This is a genomic window from uncultured Streptococcus sp., from assembly GCF_963521865.1.
Classification (GTDB): Bacteria; Bacillota; Bacilli; order Lactobacillales; family Streptococcaceae; genus Streptococcus.
The window spans coordinates 17,918-34,040 of record NZ_CAUQWY010000006.1 but is presented as its reverse complement, the minus strand read 5'-3'; the positions used below and the strand labels follow the sequence as shown (position 1 = coordinate 34,040).

Below are 16,123 nucleotides of genomic sequence, written 5' to 3'. Positions count from 1 at the left end.
ATGAAACGTAGTATGTATGCTGGTCGTGTTCGTGAGGAACACATCGGACAAGAAATGACCTTGAAAGGATGGGTTGGCCGTCGTCGTGACCTTGGTGGTTTGATCTTTATCGACCTTCGTGACCGTGAAGGAATCATGCAGTTGGTTATCAACCCTGAAAAAGTATCTGCAGAGGTTATGGCAACAGCTGAAAGCCTTCGTAGCGAATTTGTTATCGAGGTGACTGGACAGGTCGTTGCGCGTGAGCAAGCCAATGATAAGTTGCCAACTGGTGCAGTTGAGTTGAATGTGACAGCTCTTACTGTGCTCAATACAGCTAAAACAACACCATTTGAGATTAAGGATGGCATTGAGGCCAATGACGATACGCGTTTGCGTTACCGTTACCTTGACCTTCGTCGTCCAGAAATGCTGGAAAATCTTAAACTTCGTGCTAAGGTGACCCACTCTATTCGCAACTACTTGGATGAGTTGGAGTTTATCGACGTGGAGACACCATTCCTTTCTAAGTCAACGCCAGAAGGGGCGCGTGACTATTTGGTGCCATCTCGTGTTAATAGAGGGCATTTCTATGCTCTTCCTCAAAGTCCACAAATCACGAAACAGCTCTTGATGAATGCTGGTTTTGATCGCTATTACCAAATCGTTAAATGTTTCCGTGACGAGGACTTGCGTGGAGACCGCCAGCCTGAATTTACCCAGGTCGACTTGGAAACATCTTTCCTTACTGAGCAAGAAATCCAAGATATCACAGAAGGCTTGATTGCGCGCGTGATGAAAGAAACAAAAGGCATTGAAGTGACGCTTCCATTCCCTCGTATGAAATACGATGATGCTATGGCGCTTTACGGTTCTGACAAGCCAGATACCCGTTTTGACATGTTGCTTCAGGACTTGACAGCAGTGGTCAAAGGTGTAGACTTTAAAGTCTTTTCAGAAGCACCTGCTGTAAAAGCCATTGTGGTCAAAGGCGCTGCGGACAACTATTCACGTAAAGACATCGACAAGATGACTGAAGTAGCCAAACAATATGGTGCCAAAGGTCTTGCTTGGGTCAAGGTAGTTGATGGAGAATTAAACGGACCAGTTGCCAAGTTTTTGACAGGTATCCAAGCAGAATTGACAACAGCGCTTGCTCTTGAGGATAAGGACTTGGTTCTCTTTGTGGCGGATACGCTTGAAGTGGCTAATGCAACGCTCGGTGCCCTTCGTGGACGTATTGCCAAAGAGCTTGGCTTGATTGATAACGATAAATTCAACTTCCTTTGGGTAGTTGACTGGCCAATGTTTGAATGGTCTGAAGAAGAAGGTCGCTATATGAGCGCCCACCATCCGTTTACCCTTCCACAGGAAGAGACTGCTCACGAATTAGAAGGTGATTTGGCTAAGGTTCGTGCCATTGCTTACGATATCGTCTTGAACGGTTATGAGCTTGGTGGTGGTAGCCTTCGTATCAACCAAAGAGATCTTCAAGAACGCATGTTCAAGGCTCTTGGTTTCTCAGCCAAAGAAGCAAATGACCAGTTTGGCTTCCTTCTGGAAGCCATGGACTATGGTTTCCCGCCACACGGTGGCTTGGCTATCGGGCTTGACCGATTTGTTATGTTGCTTGCTGGAGAAGAAAATATCCGTGAAGTCATTGCCTTTCCTAAGAACAACAAGGCAAGTGACCCAATGACGCAAGCTCCTTCAACAGTAGCTCTCAAACAACTAGAGGAACTCAGCTTACAAGTAGAAGAAGATGAAACAAGCAAAACGAATTAAGCGGTGGCGCTATTATCTGCGCCGCTTTGCCCATCAGATAAAAATTTTACGTGTCTTACAAAGCATCTCTCGCGAAAAATATGATGAGAAGATTTCGGCCTCTCTGGTCTATGGTTTTTTATCAGCAGTGGCGGTCAATTTCTTTTTCCAACCAGGGCATGTGTATTCGAGTGGTGCGACAGGTCTGGCACAGATTATCTCTGCCTTGAGTAATCACTGGTTTGGTTTTCATATTCCGATTTCATTGGCTTTCTATGCTATTAATTTCCCTTTGATGGTTTTAGCTTGGTATCAGATTGGCCATAAGTTCACCGTCTTTACCTTTATCACGGTGTCCATGAGTTCCTTCTTTATCCAGTTTGTCCCTGTGGCGACCTTGACTGAGGATCCCATTATCAATGCCCTTTTTGGGGGTGTTGTCATGGGCTTGGGGATTGGTTTCGCTCTTCGAAACAATATCTCCAGTGGTGGGACGGATATCGTCAGCCTGACCATTCGCAAAAAAACAGGTAAGAATGTCGGTAGTATTTCTTTCTTGGTAAATGGGACTATCATGCTGATAGCAGGTTTGACCTTTGGTTGGAAATACGCTCTCTATTCTATGATTACCATCTTTGTCTCTAGCCGTGTCACAGATGCGGTCTTTACCAAGCAAAAACGGATGCAGGCCATGATTGTGACCAATCATCCAGACAAGGTAATTGAAAAAATCCATAAAAAATTGCACCGCGGTGCAACTATGATCCACGATGCAGAAGGAACCTATAATCACGAGAGAAAGGCAGTTTTAATTACTGTCATTACACGTGCAGAGTTTAATGAATTTAAACTCATTATGAAACAGGTGGATCCAAGCGCCTTTGTCTCTGTCTCGGAGAATGTTCATATTTTGGGCCGATTCGTTGAAACAGAAAATTAATACTCTTCGAAGATCTCTTCAAACCACGTCAGCTTTATCTGCAACCTCAAAGCTGTGCTTTGAGCAAATTGCGGCTAGCTTCTTAGTTTGCTCTTTGATTTTCATTGAGTATAATGACCAAAAAAACCAGCTCGAGCTGGTTTTTATTTTTCAATAATCTTATGAGCAATCAACTGACGGTAACAAATTTGTTTATTGCTTTTAGCATCGTTGATAATCTGGAGGATGGTTTCAAGGGAAACACGACCAAGTTCCAAGCTATTGATATCGACATAGGCTGCCAAGTTGAGCTTTGGGTTTACAGAGTCAAAGCTGAGAATCGGTACATTTAGCTGGTGTTGGTCGATATAGTCACAGACCCCTTCAGCTAGGAGGCTATCGGTCGTGATGATAGCATCGATTTGTGGGTCATGCTGAAAGAGGAGTTGGCTAAACTGATATCCTTTTTCCTCTAGAAATTCATTTGCAAAGTAGGTCAGATTGCCATCAAGAGGCAGTTTGTATTGCTTGAGCGCGGATTCGTAACCAGTTAGACGGTCTTGTGTAACGAAGAGTTTCTTAGAACCTCCGATAAAGGCAATTCGTTTGCATCCTTTTTTGATGAAATATTCGGTTGCATCCAAACCAGCTTGGACATTGTCATTATCGACAAGAGGGATAAAGGGTGAAATGGATTTTCCTAGAATGAGGAAGGGGAACTGCTCATCAGCAACTAGTTTGACCAAGGGATCTTCCTCTTCGGCATAAAGGAAAATCAAACCATCTACACGTTTGCCGTAAACCATCTGGGAAATAGCTTTGAGTCGCTCTTTGGCGTCTTTACCTGTCGCGATCTGAATGGCGTAGTGGTTTTCAGAGGCGACTTGGGCAATACCACGGAGGACAGATGGGAAGAAAGGATTTTGATAGAAGGCATCTGAGTCGTCAGGAAGCACCAAGCCGATAACTTGGGTATAGCTACTTACCAAGCTACGAGCATTGAGGTTGGGGTGGTAATTGAGCTCCTTCATAGCCTTGCGAACACGTTTTTTCGTTTCGTCGCTAATGGTTGATTTGTTTTGAATAACACGGGTTACGGTTGAAGGTGAAACACCAGCAGCCTTGGCCACATCTTTAATCGTAACGGGCATAAAAATCTCCTATTTATGGTAATCTGAATCACGGAAATGCGTTTTATAAAAAATAGTGACCAGATACAGAACAAAAAGAATGTTTTGTACAGTAATGAGGGTTGTCATATTTTGGCCAAATAAGCCCAAAATAAGTGTAATCAGAGTTGGTAATCCTAAACAGTTCAAGATAAAATGGTAGCACTCTTTAAAGGTTCTAAATGAAAAGAGGCGTGATTTCTTAGTGATATAAAGGAGAAGACTAGCTCCTAGAGATACAATGAAGAAATTCAAACCAAAGAGGAAGCTCGCACCGAGAACTAGGAAGAGACTGATATAGACACGATTTTGTTGGTACCAGTCTTTAGAAATTGCTTGGGTCAAGCTGTCCTTGCTTTTGAAACTCTCAGTCTGAATGGCTCGGTAAGAGATACGGGTCAGTTCTTTACTTTCCTTGCTGATGACCAGTTCTTTTGTATCGAAATGCAGTTGCAAGTCTTTAGGTAATTCCTTGCTTTGACTTGGACCAATCACAACAGAAGGCGCTTGACTAGCTGTTCCTGTATAAGTTAACTTACCATCAATAATTTTAGCATGCTCAGAGAAATCCTGGACAACCTTATCCGTCAGAGGTTCATAGACATTATCGATAAAGGTTTCTAGCGGATAAGTATCCTGGGAGCTGTTTTGAATAGCAATGGGTACCATAGACAAGCTGATAAGGAAGATACTGGTAAAGAGCAGTTGAAACCAGTTGAGTCCGAAACGTTTGGACAGGGGCTTACGAAATCCCCAAATACTTGAAAAATATGAAAATGGATATGGAAGCATTTGTATCTTTCTAAAAGGTGTTTTCTATATGAGTATTATTATATAGAGAAATGTGCTTTATTTCAAGTCTAGGGGGTAAATTGCTTGTTGTTGGTATATATTTTGTAGCAATAAGAAAAGGGTGGCAGGGATAGATTATCCCTTGTCGCCACCACTTGTAAGTCCTGAAACAAAGTTCTTTTGTAGGAAGAAGAAGAGAATACAGATTGGAAGGGCGATGAGGATAGCACCTGCTGAGAAGTAGGCGATCTTCATGTTTTTCACATTGCTAACGAAGGTTTGGAGACCTACGGCAACAGTAAAGTATTCTTTCTCACGAAGCAAGAAACTAGAGAGGATGTAGTCTCCAAAAGGTCCCATGAAGGCCCAGAGAGCTTGTACGGCAACCATTGGGCGAACAAGTGGAAGAACAATTTGCCAGAAGCGGCGGAAGTGTCCTGCACCGTCTAGTTTTGCAGATTCGTCTAGAGACATTGGCACTGTATCGAAGTAGCCCTTCATGAGCCAAGCATTCATCGGGATACCACCACCAACGTAGAGGAAGATGAGGAACCAGCTGTGGTTAAGGGCGTTCAACATAAGTGCCATAACGAAGAAGGCTGTCAAAGCGGCCATTGTTGGCACCATTTGGATAATCAAGAAGAAGACCAAACTTTGTTTACGAGCCAAGAAGTTGTAACGGCTATAAGCATAACCAGCAAGTACGATGATACTTGTTTGAACAACCATGGTAATCAAGGCGATAATCAAAGTGTTGAGGTACCAAGTACCGTACAAGGTTTCAGTGAAGAGGCCTTTAAAGTTATCAAAATTGAGGTCGATATTAGTATCTAGTTTAAAGGCTGAGACGTTACCTGCTTTAAAGGCTGACATGATGGTAATCAAAAGTGGATAGATAATCACGATTGATAGGCCAATTAAGTAGAGGTAAGTAAGGGTTTGAGTCAGTCTACGTTTGAGTTTAATTGAGTTATTCATCTTAGACATCCTCCATATCAAATGCGTGTAGTTTCTTGAATGCGATCATAGAGATTGAGATGACAATGATAGAGATAATCAAGGTAACAGCTGCCGCCATTGAGTATTGAGGAGATGTACCTGTTGTCAAACGGTAGATCCATGAGATCAAGATATCGGTTGAACCAGCTCCCCCTCCGACACTACCAGGTCCTCCACCATTGAAGAGGTACATGATAGAGAAGTTGTTAAAGTTGAAGGTGTATTGGCTAATCAAAGTAGGTGCCGCAACAGCCAAGATCATTGGGAAAGTGATGTTGCGGAATTTTTGCCAAGCATTGGCACCGTCAATATAAGCTGCTTCGTAAAGGTCGTTAGGAATAGATTGTAAGATACCCAAAGTCAAAACGTAGATGTATGGGAATCCAAGCCAACCTTGCATCATAATCAAGGCAACCTTTGTCCAAGTAGGGTCTGTTTTCCAAGGAATAAGAGCCCCATCAAGGAAAGGAAGGAATTTAGCAAAGATCGGCAAGACTTGAGTGTTGATAGCACCAACACTATCGTTAAACATATTTGAGAATGTCAAGATAGTGATGAAGGCTGGGACAGCCCAAGGAAGAAGGAAAATAACACCAAAGATACGTTTTCCTTTGATAAATGGTTGGTTAGCAATGATGGCTGTGAAGATACCAATCACGATCTGTAAAGTTGAGGCAGATAAAGCCCAAATGATAGTCCAAGAAAGAACAGAACCAAAGGCAGAACGGAAGGTACTCAAGCTCCAAATGTTTGTAAAGTTGGTCAAACCAACCCAGTCCAACAATTTGTTTGGTGGCAAGTGTTGGAAGTCGTAGTTGGTAAAGGCGATCATCAAGGTTACGATAACTGGGAAGATAATCGCAAAAGTCATGGCAATGTAAGATGGAATGATCAAGAGGTAAGGGAAACCATTTTCATAGATTCCTTTGACCATTTCTTTAAAGGTAAGTGCTACTGGAATACCATTATTAATGTGTTTGGCAGTTGTATGTGCATCTTTGATATTTGCGAAATAAAAGAGTACATAAACAACTACAAAGATTAAATGGAAGGCACCACGAATCAGCATAAAGAGGGAATTGTCACGACCTGGTTTGTCACCAAGAGTGATGAGATTGCTCAATTCAGGGGCTGCAAGTACTAGGAAATAAAGGACAAATACGATGGTTACACCAAGGAAGATAAAACCTTTGGCTTTTTGTTTATTGTAAATCTGTCCTAACCCAGGAATGATAGACAGCAGTGCTGCTTTACTAGGTTGTTGCTTTTCCATAATAACTCCTTTCATAGGATACTGGTTTCTAGATAAAACCTAAACTATTTGTGTTTTTGTTGATAAATTCAAAGGGGGATTTGATTTCCACCCCCCTTGAACAAATTTTTTATTCACCAAATTTTTGTTTGATTGTTTCTTTGATCAATGTTACAGCATCGTTAGCAGCAGTTTTAGCATCTTTCTTACCGCTTACAGCTTCAAACAACATTGTTTTAGCTGGGTCCCAAACAGCTGACATTTGAGAGATATTTGGCATTGGTTGAGCGTTCTTGAACTGTTTGATAACAGCTGTTGTCAACTCATCGTTTTTACCTTCAGCGTATGAACGAGCTTCAGTGTTAGCTGGGATTTCGTTAGTTGCATCGTAGAAGGCTTTTTGTTCTTCAGTTGAAACAAGGAAGTCTACAAATTTTTGAGCAGCTTCAAGGTTCTTAGTGCTTGATGGGATGATCCAAGCTTTACCACCACCGAATGCTGCGTAGTCTTTTCCGTTTGGAAGAGTTGGGATAGTTGCAACACCGTAGTTTACTTTAGCGTCTTTGAAGGCTTTAGCTTTCCAAGGTCCATCGATGATAGCAGCTGTTTTACCTTCTTGGAATTGAGTTTGGATTAGGTTTCCAGCTCCTTCAGTATCTTGCATACCTTTAGGCCATTTTTCATACCAAGATTTAGCGTATTCTACACCTTTGATAGCGCCGTCGTTTGCAAGACCGATGTCTTTAGCGTCTTTACCGTTTTGTCCGAATACGTAACCGCCGTTACCAGCAAGAAGTCCGTATGCAAAGTAGAAGTTTGTCCAGTCAGCTAGGAAAGCAGAAGTTTTTCCATCTTCTCCAGCGAATGCGTATTTGCTATCTTTAGCAAGGTTTTCCAAGTCAGCAAATGTTTTTGGAGCTTCTTTTACCAAGTCTTTGTTGTAGTACATAACAAGTGACTCGATAACGGCAGGAGCACCGTAAACTTTACCGTTAGCAGCTGTTACAAGAGATTTAGTTTTATCATCTGTTTTAGCGCCGTCGCTCAATTTCACTTCTGAAAGTTGTCCGTCAGTACCAAGGCTACCTACACGGTCGTATGGTGCCATCATAACATCAGCAGCTTTACCAGATTGGTTATCTAGAGAAAGGTTGTCAAGACCACCCATTTGGTCTCCGGTTTTGATAGTCACTTTTACGCCAGCTTCTTTTTCGTAAGCTTTTGCAGCTGATTCAGCAAATGCTTTATATTGATCTTCAACGTAGAAAGTGATTTCTTTCGCTTCAGATGAACCAGAATCAGCAGGCTTATCAGCAGTTTTGCTTCCGCAAGCTACCAAAAGCAAGCTAGCAAGTGTAGCAGTTCCAAGCACAGCAGCGCTCTTCATGAATTTAGATGACATAGTGTATTCCTCCTAAAGAATAACAAATTTTATAATGAGGAAACGCAAACGTTTTCCTTTATGGCACTAGTATAACACAAATAGAAAACGGTTGCAAGCATTTTTTTGAAAAAATTTTAAAAAATTTGGCAGAAAGGTAAACGCTTAAACGCTATATAATAGAAGAAAGATTATAAAATATTTTCCTCCTATGAATAATTCAAATAGAGAGAGAAAACGATTGCTTGATTCATATATGGAAAATAGGCTTACTGTTTTTTTTAGATGGAGTAAGAGAAATTATCTAGAGGATTTTATTTTTTTATAAAGAATATATATACAAGTATGAAGAAAAACTTTTAAAAAAATAATCAAAAAAGTTTTTTAAAACCGCTTGCATTTATCAAAAAAATGAGATATACTAATAATAGCGCAAACGTTTGCGTTCGTAAAAATGTAATATCTAACTATAAACACATGAGGTGCTTATTATGAAAAAACGTCAAAGTGGTGTGTTGATGCACATTTCTTCTCTTCCAGGAGCATACGGAATCGGATCATTTGGTAAAAGTGCTTACGACTTCGTTGATTTCTTGGTTCGCACAAAACAACGTTACTGGCAAATCCTTCCATTAGGAACAACTAGTTACGGAGATTCTCCTTACCAGTCTTTCTCAGCCTTCGCAGGAAACACTCATTTTATCGATTTGGATATCTTGGTGGAACAAGGCTTGTTGCAAGCAAGTGACCTTGAAGGAGTTGACTTTGGTAGCGATGCGTCTGAAGTTGATTATGCGAAAATCTACTATGCACGTCGTCCTCTTTTAGAAAAAGCGGTAAAACGTTTCTTGGAAGTAGGAGATGTTAAAGATTTTGAAAAATTTGCTCAAGACAACCAATCATGGCTTGAACTCTTTGCAGAGTATATGACCATCAAAGAGCATTTTGACAATCTTGCTTGGACTGAATGGCCAGATGCAGATGCTCGTGCTCGTAAAGCTTCAGCACTTGAAAGCTATCGTGAGCAATTGGCAGACAAGTTGGTTTACCACCGTGTGACTCAATACTTCTTCTTCCAACAATGGTTGAAATTGAAAGCCTACGCTAACGATAACCATATTGAAATCGTTGGGGACATGCCAATCTACGTAGCGGAAGATTCAAGCGATATGTGGGCAAATCCACATCTCTTCAAGACAGATGTCAACGGTAAGGCGACTTGCATCGCAGGATGCCCACCAGATGAGTTTTCTGCAACTGGTCAGCTTTGGGGTAACCCAATCTATGACTGGGAAGCAATGGACAAAGACGGCTACAAATGGTGGATTGAACGCTTGCGTGAAAGCTTCAAAATCTACGATATCGTTCGTATCGACCACTTCCGTGGCTTCGAATCTTACTGGGAAATCCCTGCTGGTTCCGATACAGCAGCACCTGGTGAGTGGGTGAAAGGTCCTGGCTACAAGCTTTTTGCAGCCGTTAAGGAAGAACTTGGTGAGTTAAACATCATCGCAGAAGATCTTGGTTTCATGACAGACGAAGTTATCGAATTGCGTGAACGTACTGGCTTCCCAGGAATGAAGATTCTTCAATTTGCCTTCAACCCAGAAGACGAAAGCATCGATAGCCCACACTTGGCACCTGCTAACTCAGTTATGTACACAGGAACACACGATAACAATACGGTCCTTGGTTGGTACCGTAACGAGATCGATGATGCGACTCGTGAATACATGGCTCGCTACACTAACCGCAAAGAATACGAAACAGTGCCACATGCTATGCTTCGTACAGTCTTTTCATCAGTTAGCTTCATGGCAATTGCAACTATGCAAGATTTGCTAGAATTGGATGAGGCAGCTCGTATGAACTTCCCATCTACTCTTGGTGGAAACTGGTCTTGGCGTATGACTGAAGATCAATTGACACCAGCTGTCGAAGAAACTTTGCTTGACTTGACGACAATTTATCGCCGAATCAATGAAAATTTGGTAGAATTAAAGAAATAATACAATATCAGGAGACACCTTAAACATGTTATCACTACAAGAATTTGTACAAAATCGTTACAATAAAACCATTGCAGAATGTAGCAATGAAGAGCTTTACCTTGCTCTTCTTAACTACAGCAAGCTTGCAAGTAGCAAAAAACCAGTTAACACTGGTAAGAAAAAAGTTTACTACATCTCAGCTGAGTTCTTGATTGGTAAACTTTTGTCAAACAACTTGATCAACCTTGGTCTTTACGACGATGTAAAAAAAGAACTTGCTGCTGCAGGTAAAGACCTAATCGAAGTAGAAGAAGTTGAATTGGAACCATCTCTTGGTAATGGTGGTTTAGGACGTTTGGCTGCCTGCTTTATCGACTCAATTGCTACTCTTGGTTTGAACGGTGACGGTGTTGGTCTTAACTACCACTATGGTCTTTTCCAACAAGTTCTTAAAAACAACCAACAAGAAACAATTCCAAATGCATGGTTGACAGAGCAAAACTGGTTGGTTCGCTCAAACCGTAGCTACCAAGTGCCATTTGCGCACTTCACATTGACATCAACTCTTTACGATATCGATGTACCTGGTTACAAGACAGAAACTAAGAACCGCTTGCGTTTGTTTGACTTAGATTCAGTCGATTCTTCAATCATTAAAGATGGTATCAACTTTGATAAAACAGACATCGCTCACAACTTGACTCTTTTCCTTTACCCAGATGATAGTGACCGTCAAGGTGAATTGCTCCGTATCTTCCAACAATACTTCATGGTTTCAAACGGTGCGCAATTGATCATCGAAGAAGCAATCGAAAAAGGAAGCAACTTGCATGACCTTGCTGACTACGCAGTTGTACAAATCAACGATACTCACCCATCAATGGTTATCCCTGAGTTGATCCGTCTTTTGACTGCACGTGGTATCGAACTTGATGAAGCAATCTCAATCGTTCGTAGCATGACTGCCTACACTAACCACACAATCCTTGCTGAAGCCCTTGAAAAATGGCCTCTTGAATTCTTGCAAGAAGTGGTTCCTCACTTGGTACCAATCATCGAAGAATTGGACCGTCGTGTGAAAGCAGAAGTGAAAGACCCAGCTGTTCAAATTATTGACGAGAGTGGACGTGTTCACATGGCTCACATGGATATTCACTACGGATACAGTGTTAACGGGGTAGCAGCACTCCATACTGAAATCTTGAAGAACTCTGAGTTGAAAGCCTTCTACGACCTTTACCCAGAAAAATTCAACAACAAAACAAACGGTATCACTTTCCGTCGTTGGCTCATGCATGCTAACCCAAGCTTGTCTCACTATTTGGATGAGATTATTGGACGTGGTTGGCACCATGAAGCTGATGAGCTTGAAAAACTTTTGTCATTCGAAGATAAAGCGGCCCTTAAAGCTAAACTTGAATATATCAAGGCTCACAACAAACGTAAATTGGCTCGTCACTTGAAAGAACACCAAGGTGTGGAAATCAATCCAAACTCTATCTTTGACATCCAAATCAAACGTCTTCACGAGTACAAACGCCAACAAATGAACGCTTTGTACGTGATCCACAAATACCTTGACATCAAAGCTGGTAACATTCCTGCTCGTCCAATCACAATCTTCTTTGGTGGTAAAGCAGCTCCAGCCTACACAATCGCTCAAGACATCATCCACTTGATCCTTTGCATGTCAGAAGTGATTGCTAACGATCCAGCAGTAGCTCCACATTTGCAAGTAGTTATGGTTGAAAACTACAACGTTACTGCAGCAAGCTTCCTTATCCCAGCATGTGATATCTCAGAACAAATCTCACTTGCTTCTAAAGAAGCTTCAGGTACTGGTAACATGAAATTCATGTTGAACGGAGCTTTGACTCTTGGTACCATGGACGGTGCTAACGTGGAAATCGCTGAGTTGGTTGGCGACGAAAACATCTACATCTTCGGTGAAGATTCAGAAACTGTTATCGATCTTTACGCAAAAGCAGCTTACAAATCAAGCGAATTCTATGCTCGTGAAGCTATCAAACCATTGGTTGACTTCATCGTTAGCGATGCAGTTCTTGCAGCTGGAAACAAAGAGCGCTTGGAACGTCTTTACAATGAATTGATCAACAAAGACTGGTTCATGACTCTTCTTGACTTAGAAGATTACATCAAAGTCAAAGAGCAAATGTTGGCTGATTACGAAGACCGTGACGCATGGTTGGATAAAGTTATCGTTAACATTTCTAAAGCAGGATTCTTCTCTTCTGACCGTACAATCGCTCAGTACAACGAAGATATCTGGCACTTGAACTAAGATACAAGATTTATACGAATACATTTTGTAAAAAAGCGAATTTCGATTGAAATTCGCTTTTTTTGAATACTTGAGTAGAAATAGACCTCAGATACTTTATTGAAATGGGTCACTTATATAGGGTAGTGGCTTAAAACTATTCCTTATAATTATTTTTTCTGAAAATTGTAGGAAAGTGTGTTAAAATGGAAACGTATACAAGTAGTTGTTTGACTATCAAATTAGAATTTAAAGAGGTCATTATGAGTAATTTAGAAATAGGGAAACGAATTCGCACCTTACGAACTGAAAAAGGACTGAGTAGAGAAGCCTTTTGTGGAGATGAAAAAGAACTTACTGTTCGTCAGTTAGGCCGAATTGAAACTGGAAATAACTTACCTAGCTTAGCGAAACTGGACTATATAGCAGAAGTGTTAGGGGTTCCGATGTCCCAGTTAATTGATGAGGGATTGTTAATTGTTCCTAAAGAGTATTTAAAACTAAAAACGAAATTGATTCGTCAATCTATTCATGGCGATGAAAAAAAGGTTCGTCAACGCGAGGCTATCTTTGAAGAAATTCAAGAACGTTTTTATGACCAACTGCCTGAGGATGAACAAGTATCAGTTGAGGTTCTACAAGCTATTGATGATGTATATGTTTCCGAAAATGTTGAATTTGGAGAGGGCTTGATTGAGGAATATTTCAATCAAACTTTGCTACAAACGGAGTATTCTGTAAATGATTTATTGATCTTATATTTATATTTTTTATCAAATGCTATTAGTTTTAAACGAAATGATGACGTTTTTAAAAAAGTAATAAATAATATCGTGACTATAATTGACTGTTCAGATAACACTTACATGCATCTACTACAAAGAGTATTAATTGCAATGCTGTTGTATCAATTGAGAAACGAATACTACGAAGATATCTCTGTCATTTTTAGTTTTCTAAGAGAAATTATGATGGAAATTCAAGATTCAAACTTAAAACCAACGGTAGACTACCTTGAAGCCAAATATTACCTATACGGGGAAAAAGATAAAGAAAAAGCCCTTCAATACTATGAAAAAGCTATCAGTGGGGCAGAATTTTTTAATGATATAAATTTCAAAAATCGAGTGATAGAGGAGATGAAAGAAGAGTTTCCTGATATGTAAAAAAACTCTTTGTTCATTATGAAGGGATGCTGATAGGCAATATGGGGAGCTTTGTTAGTAAGAATTTAATATATTTGAAATCATAGATGATAACAAACAGCATAAGTACTTTTATTTTTATGTGCAAAAGACTATTTACAGAGGAATGAGATGAAAAATTTAGAAATAGGGAAACGGATTCGTACCTTACGGACTGAAAAAGGATTGAGTAGAGAGGCCTTTTGTGGAGATGAAAAAGAGCTTACTGTTCGTCAGTTGGGCCGAATTGAAACAGGAAATAACTTGCCCAGTTTAGCTAAACTAGACTATATAGCAAAAGTATTGGGAGTTCCGATATCTCAGTTAATTGATGAAGGCTTACTAATTGTTCCTAAGGAGTATTTAAAACTAAAAACAAAGTTGATTCGTCAATCTATTCATGGAGATGAAGAAAAAATTCGTCAACGTGAGGCTATCTTTGATGAAATTCAGGAACGTTTTTATGACCAACTGCCTGAGGATGAACAAGTATCAGTTGAGGTTCTACAAGCTATTGATGATGTATATGTTTCCGAAAACGCTGAATTTGGGGAAGGTTTAATTGAAGAGTATTTTGAGCAAACAATGCTGCGAACAGAATATTCGACAAATGATCTACTACTATTGTACTTGTATTTCTTATCTTTAGCGGTTAAAGCAGAACGAGATGAAGTAACTTTAAACAAAGTTTGTCTAAATATTGTATCTCAAACAAATTATGATGATACAAACTATATTCACTTGCTTCAAAGGGTACTAATAGGTTTAGTACTTTATCAGCTTGACATCGCTTATCATGAATTTATACCTGAAATATTGAGCATTTTAAGAGAAATTATGATTGACATCGGAGATACTAGTTTAAAACCAACTGTAGACTTCATTGAAGCAAAATATTACTTATACGGAGAAAAAGATAAAGAAAAGGCCCTGCAATACTATGAAAAAGCTATCAATGGGGCAGAATTTTTGAATGACATGAATTTTAAAAATCGAGTGATAGAGGAACTAAGAAAAGACTTACCTGATGTGTAAAAAGGATATTAAACAAGAATTAAACGGTTAGTTAAAGAATTTCAATATTCAATAAAGAGGATGATATGAGTAATTTGGAAATCGGGAAACGAATTCGTACCTTACGGACTGAAAAGGGATTGAGTAGGGAAGCCTTTTGTGGAGATGAAAAAGAACTTACTGTTCGTCAGTTGGGGCGAATTGAAACTGGAAATAACTTGCCCAGTTTAGCTAAACTAGACTATATAGCCAAAGTATTGGGGGTTCCAATATCTCAGCTAATTGACGAGGGATTGTTAATTGTTCCTAAAGAGTATTTAAAACTAAAAACAAAGTTGATTCGTCAATCTATTCATGGAGATGAAGAAAAAATCCGCCAACGTGAGGCTATCTTTGAAGAAATTCAGGAAAGCTTTTATGACCAACTGCCTGAAGATGAGCAAGTAGCAGTTGAAGTTTTACAAGCTATTGATGATGTGTATGTTTCTGAAAACTCTGACTTTGGAGAGGGATTGATTGAGGAGTATTTTGAGCAGTTACTTTTAAAAACAAATTATGATACTAATGATTTATTAATTTTACACTTGTATTTCTTAAAGTGTACTTTGAATGCTAAGCCAATTGATAATGTATTTGAAAATATCTATTCTAACATCTTGGAGCAAACTAATTTCTCTGATGCCAACGATATTCATTTGATTCAAAGGGTTATCGTGTCAATTGTCTTATATCATTTTAATATTGAATATTATGATTTAATCCCCCAAACACTAAGTGCAGTGCGAGAAATAATGGATGAAATACAAGATTTTGCTTTACTCCCTACTGTAGACTTCTTCGAGGCAAAATATTATATTCATACTAATGCTAACAAAAATCTTGCTTTGGGGTACTATGATAAAGCAATAAATGGTGCGGAACTATTAAATGATAAAGCATTTAAGGATAGAGTAATAGAGGAAAAAAATAAGGATTTTCCATAATTTCAATTTAAAAACAGGACATAAATGTCAGTGGACATAAATGTCCTGTTTTTTTACTCTCATAAAGGATATACTGTTACTGTAAATAAGTTAAGCAGAACGCAACGCTAGAAACATTTCTATTTAAACGGGATGTAGATTAGCAGGCGGGAGGGAAATATGGTAAAAACAATTGACTATTATATGGATGAAAAGTTTGTCAAGAAGGATTATCTGATTATCAAAAATAGTCTAGATAGCAGACGCCTATGTAAAGTAACACTTGATGAGAAGCTACTAAAATTAGTTCTCTTGCTTCCAAATGAAATGAGAGAAATCAAAATGGACTCCAACTTAAAGCCTAGAATTAGAGTTGTTGACATAACCGATGGGAGTGAGTGAAGTTTCTAAAATACAATTTATCATTAGAAAGAGG

General features: G+C 39.6%; 13 protein-coding genes. 8 read left to right on the top strand and 5 right to left on the bottom strand.

What is annotated here, in order from left to right; translation table 11 throughout:
- Both aspS and RWO85_RS03175 read left to right on the top strand, forming a co-directional pair.
- Positions 1 to 1,764, top strand: a complete 1,764-nt coding sequence (aspS, locus tag RWO85_RS03180; RefSeq protein ID WP_314413974.1) for an aspartate--tRNA ligase — start codon at positions 1 to 3, stop codon at positions 1,762 to 1,764.
- The gene (locus RWO85_RS03175; RefSeq protein ID WP_314413973.1) at positions 1,742 to 2,683 is read left to right on the top strand and encodes a YitT family protein; all 942 of its coding nucleotides are present in this window, start codon (positions 1,742 to 1,744) and stop codon (positions 2,681 to 2,683) included. Before aspS ends, RWO85_RS03175 begins: the two co-directional genes overlap by 23 nt.
- Before the next feature lie 143 nt (positions 2,684 to 2,826).
- Here RWO85_RS03175 and RWO85_RS03170 read toward each other — a convergent pair whose 3' ends face one another.
- The 5 genes from RWO85_RS03170 to RWO85_RS03150 form a co-directional block, all read right to left on the bottom strand.
- Positions 2,827 to 3,813 (bottom strand): LacI family DNA-binding transcriptional regulator, encoded by a 987-nt coding sequence (locus tag RWO85_RS03170; RefSeq protein ID WP_314413971.1) that lies wholly within the window; start codon positions 3,811 to 3,813, stop codon positions 2,827 to 2,829.
- Between the two features lie 9 nt (positions 3,814 to 3,822).
- Positions 3,823 to 4,623: a DUF1189 domain-containing protein gene (locus RWO85_RS03165; RefSeq protein ID WP_314413969.1), complete on the bottom strand. Its 801-nt coding sequence runs from the start codon at positions 4,621 to 4,623 to the stop codon at positions 3,823 to 3,825.
- A 135-nt stretch (positions 4,624 to 4,758) separates the two neighbouring features.
- Positions 4,759 to 5,601 (bottom strand): sugar ABC transporter permease, encoded by an 843-nt coding sequence (locus tag RWO85_RS03160; protein WP_001065648.1) that lies wholly within the window; start codon positions 5,599 to 5,601, stop codon positions 4,759 to 4,761.
- A gap of 1 nt (position 5,602) precedes the next feature.
- Positions 5,603 to 6,895, bottom strand: coding sequence for a carbohydrate ABC transporter permease (locus RWO85_RS03155; protein WP_033682922.1), 1,293 nt, complete (start codon positions 6,893 to 6,895; stop codon positions 5,603 to 5,605).
- 109 nt (positions 6,896 to 7,004) lie between these two features.
- The gene (locus RWO85_RS03150) at positions 7,005 to 8,276 is read right to left on the bottom strand and encodes an extracellular solute-binding protein (RefSeq protein WP_033682923.1); all 1,272 of its coding nucleotides are present in this window, start codon (positions 8,274 to 8,276) and stop codon (positions 7,005 to 7,007) included.
- A gap of 470 nt (positions 8,277 to 8,746) precedes the next feature.
- On the opposite strand from RWO85_RS03150, the gene malQ reads away from it, so the two are divergent.
- The 6 genes from malQ (at position 8,747) to RWO85_RS03120 (ending at position 16,089) form a co-directional block, all read left to right on the top strand.
- On the top strand, positions 8,747 to 10,264 hold the full coding sequence (malQ, locus tag RWO85_RS03145) for a 4-alpha-glucanotransferase (RefSeq protein ID WP_314413967.1): 1,518 nt from the start codon (positions 8,747 to 8,749) through the stop codon (positions 10,262 to 10,264).
- Between the two features lie 25 nt (positions 10,265 to 10,289).
- Positions 10,290 to 12,548, top strand: a complete 2,259-nt coding sequence (gene glgP / locus RWO85_RS03140) for a glycogen/starch/alpha-glucan family phosphorylase (protein WP_314413965.1) — start codon at positions 10,290 to 10,292, stop codon at positions 12,546 to 12,548.
- 242 nt (positions 12,549 to 12,790) lie between these two features.
- The gene (locus tag RWO85_RS03135) at positions 12,791 to 13,693 is read left to right on the top strand and encodes a helix-turn-helix domain-containing protein (RefSeq protein ID WP_314413964.1); all 903 of its coding nucleotides are present in this window, start codon (positions 12,791 to 12,793) and stop codon (positions 13,691 to 13,693) included.
- Between the two features lie 150 nt (positions 13,694 to 13,843).
- The gene (locus RWO85_RS03130; RefSeq protein WP_314413963.1) at positions 13,844 to 14,746 is read left to right on the top strand and encodes a helix-turn-helix domain-containing protein; all 903 of its coding nucleotides are present in this window, start codon (positions 13,844 to 13,846) and stop codon (positions 14,744 to 14,746) included.
- Between the two features lie 65 nt (positions 14,747 to 14,811).
- On the top strand, positions 14,812 to 15,708 hold the full coding sequence (locus RWO85_RS03125) for a helix-turn-helix domain-containing protein (protein ID WP_314413961.1): 897 nt from the start codon (positions 14,812 to 14,814) through the stop codon (positions 15,706 to 15,708).
- Between the two features lie 159 nt (positions 15,709 to 15,867).
- Complete coding sequence (locus RWO85_RS03120; RefSeq protein WP_033679542.1) at positions 15,868 to 16,089, top strand: hypothetical protein; 222 nt, start codon at positions 15,868 to 15,870, stop codon at positions 16,087 to 16,089.
- The last annotated feature ends 34 nt before the right edge of the window (positions 16,090 to 16,123 follow it).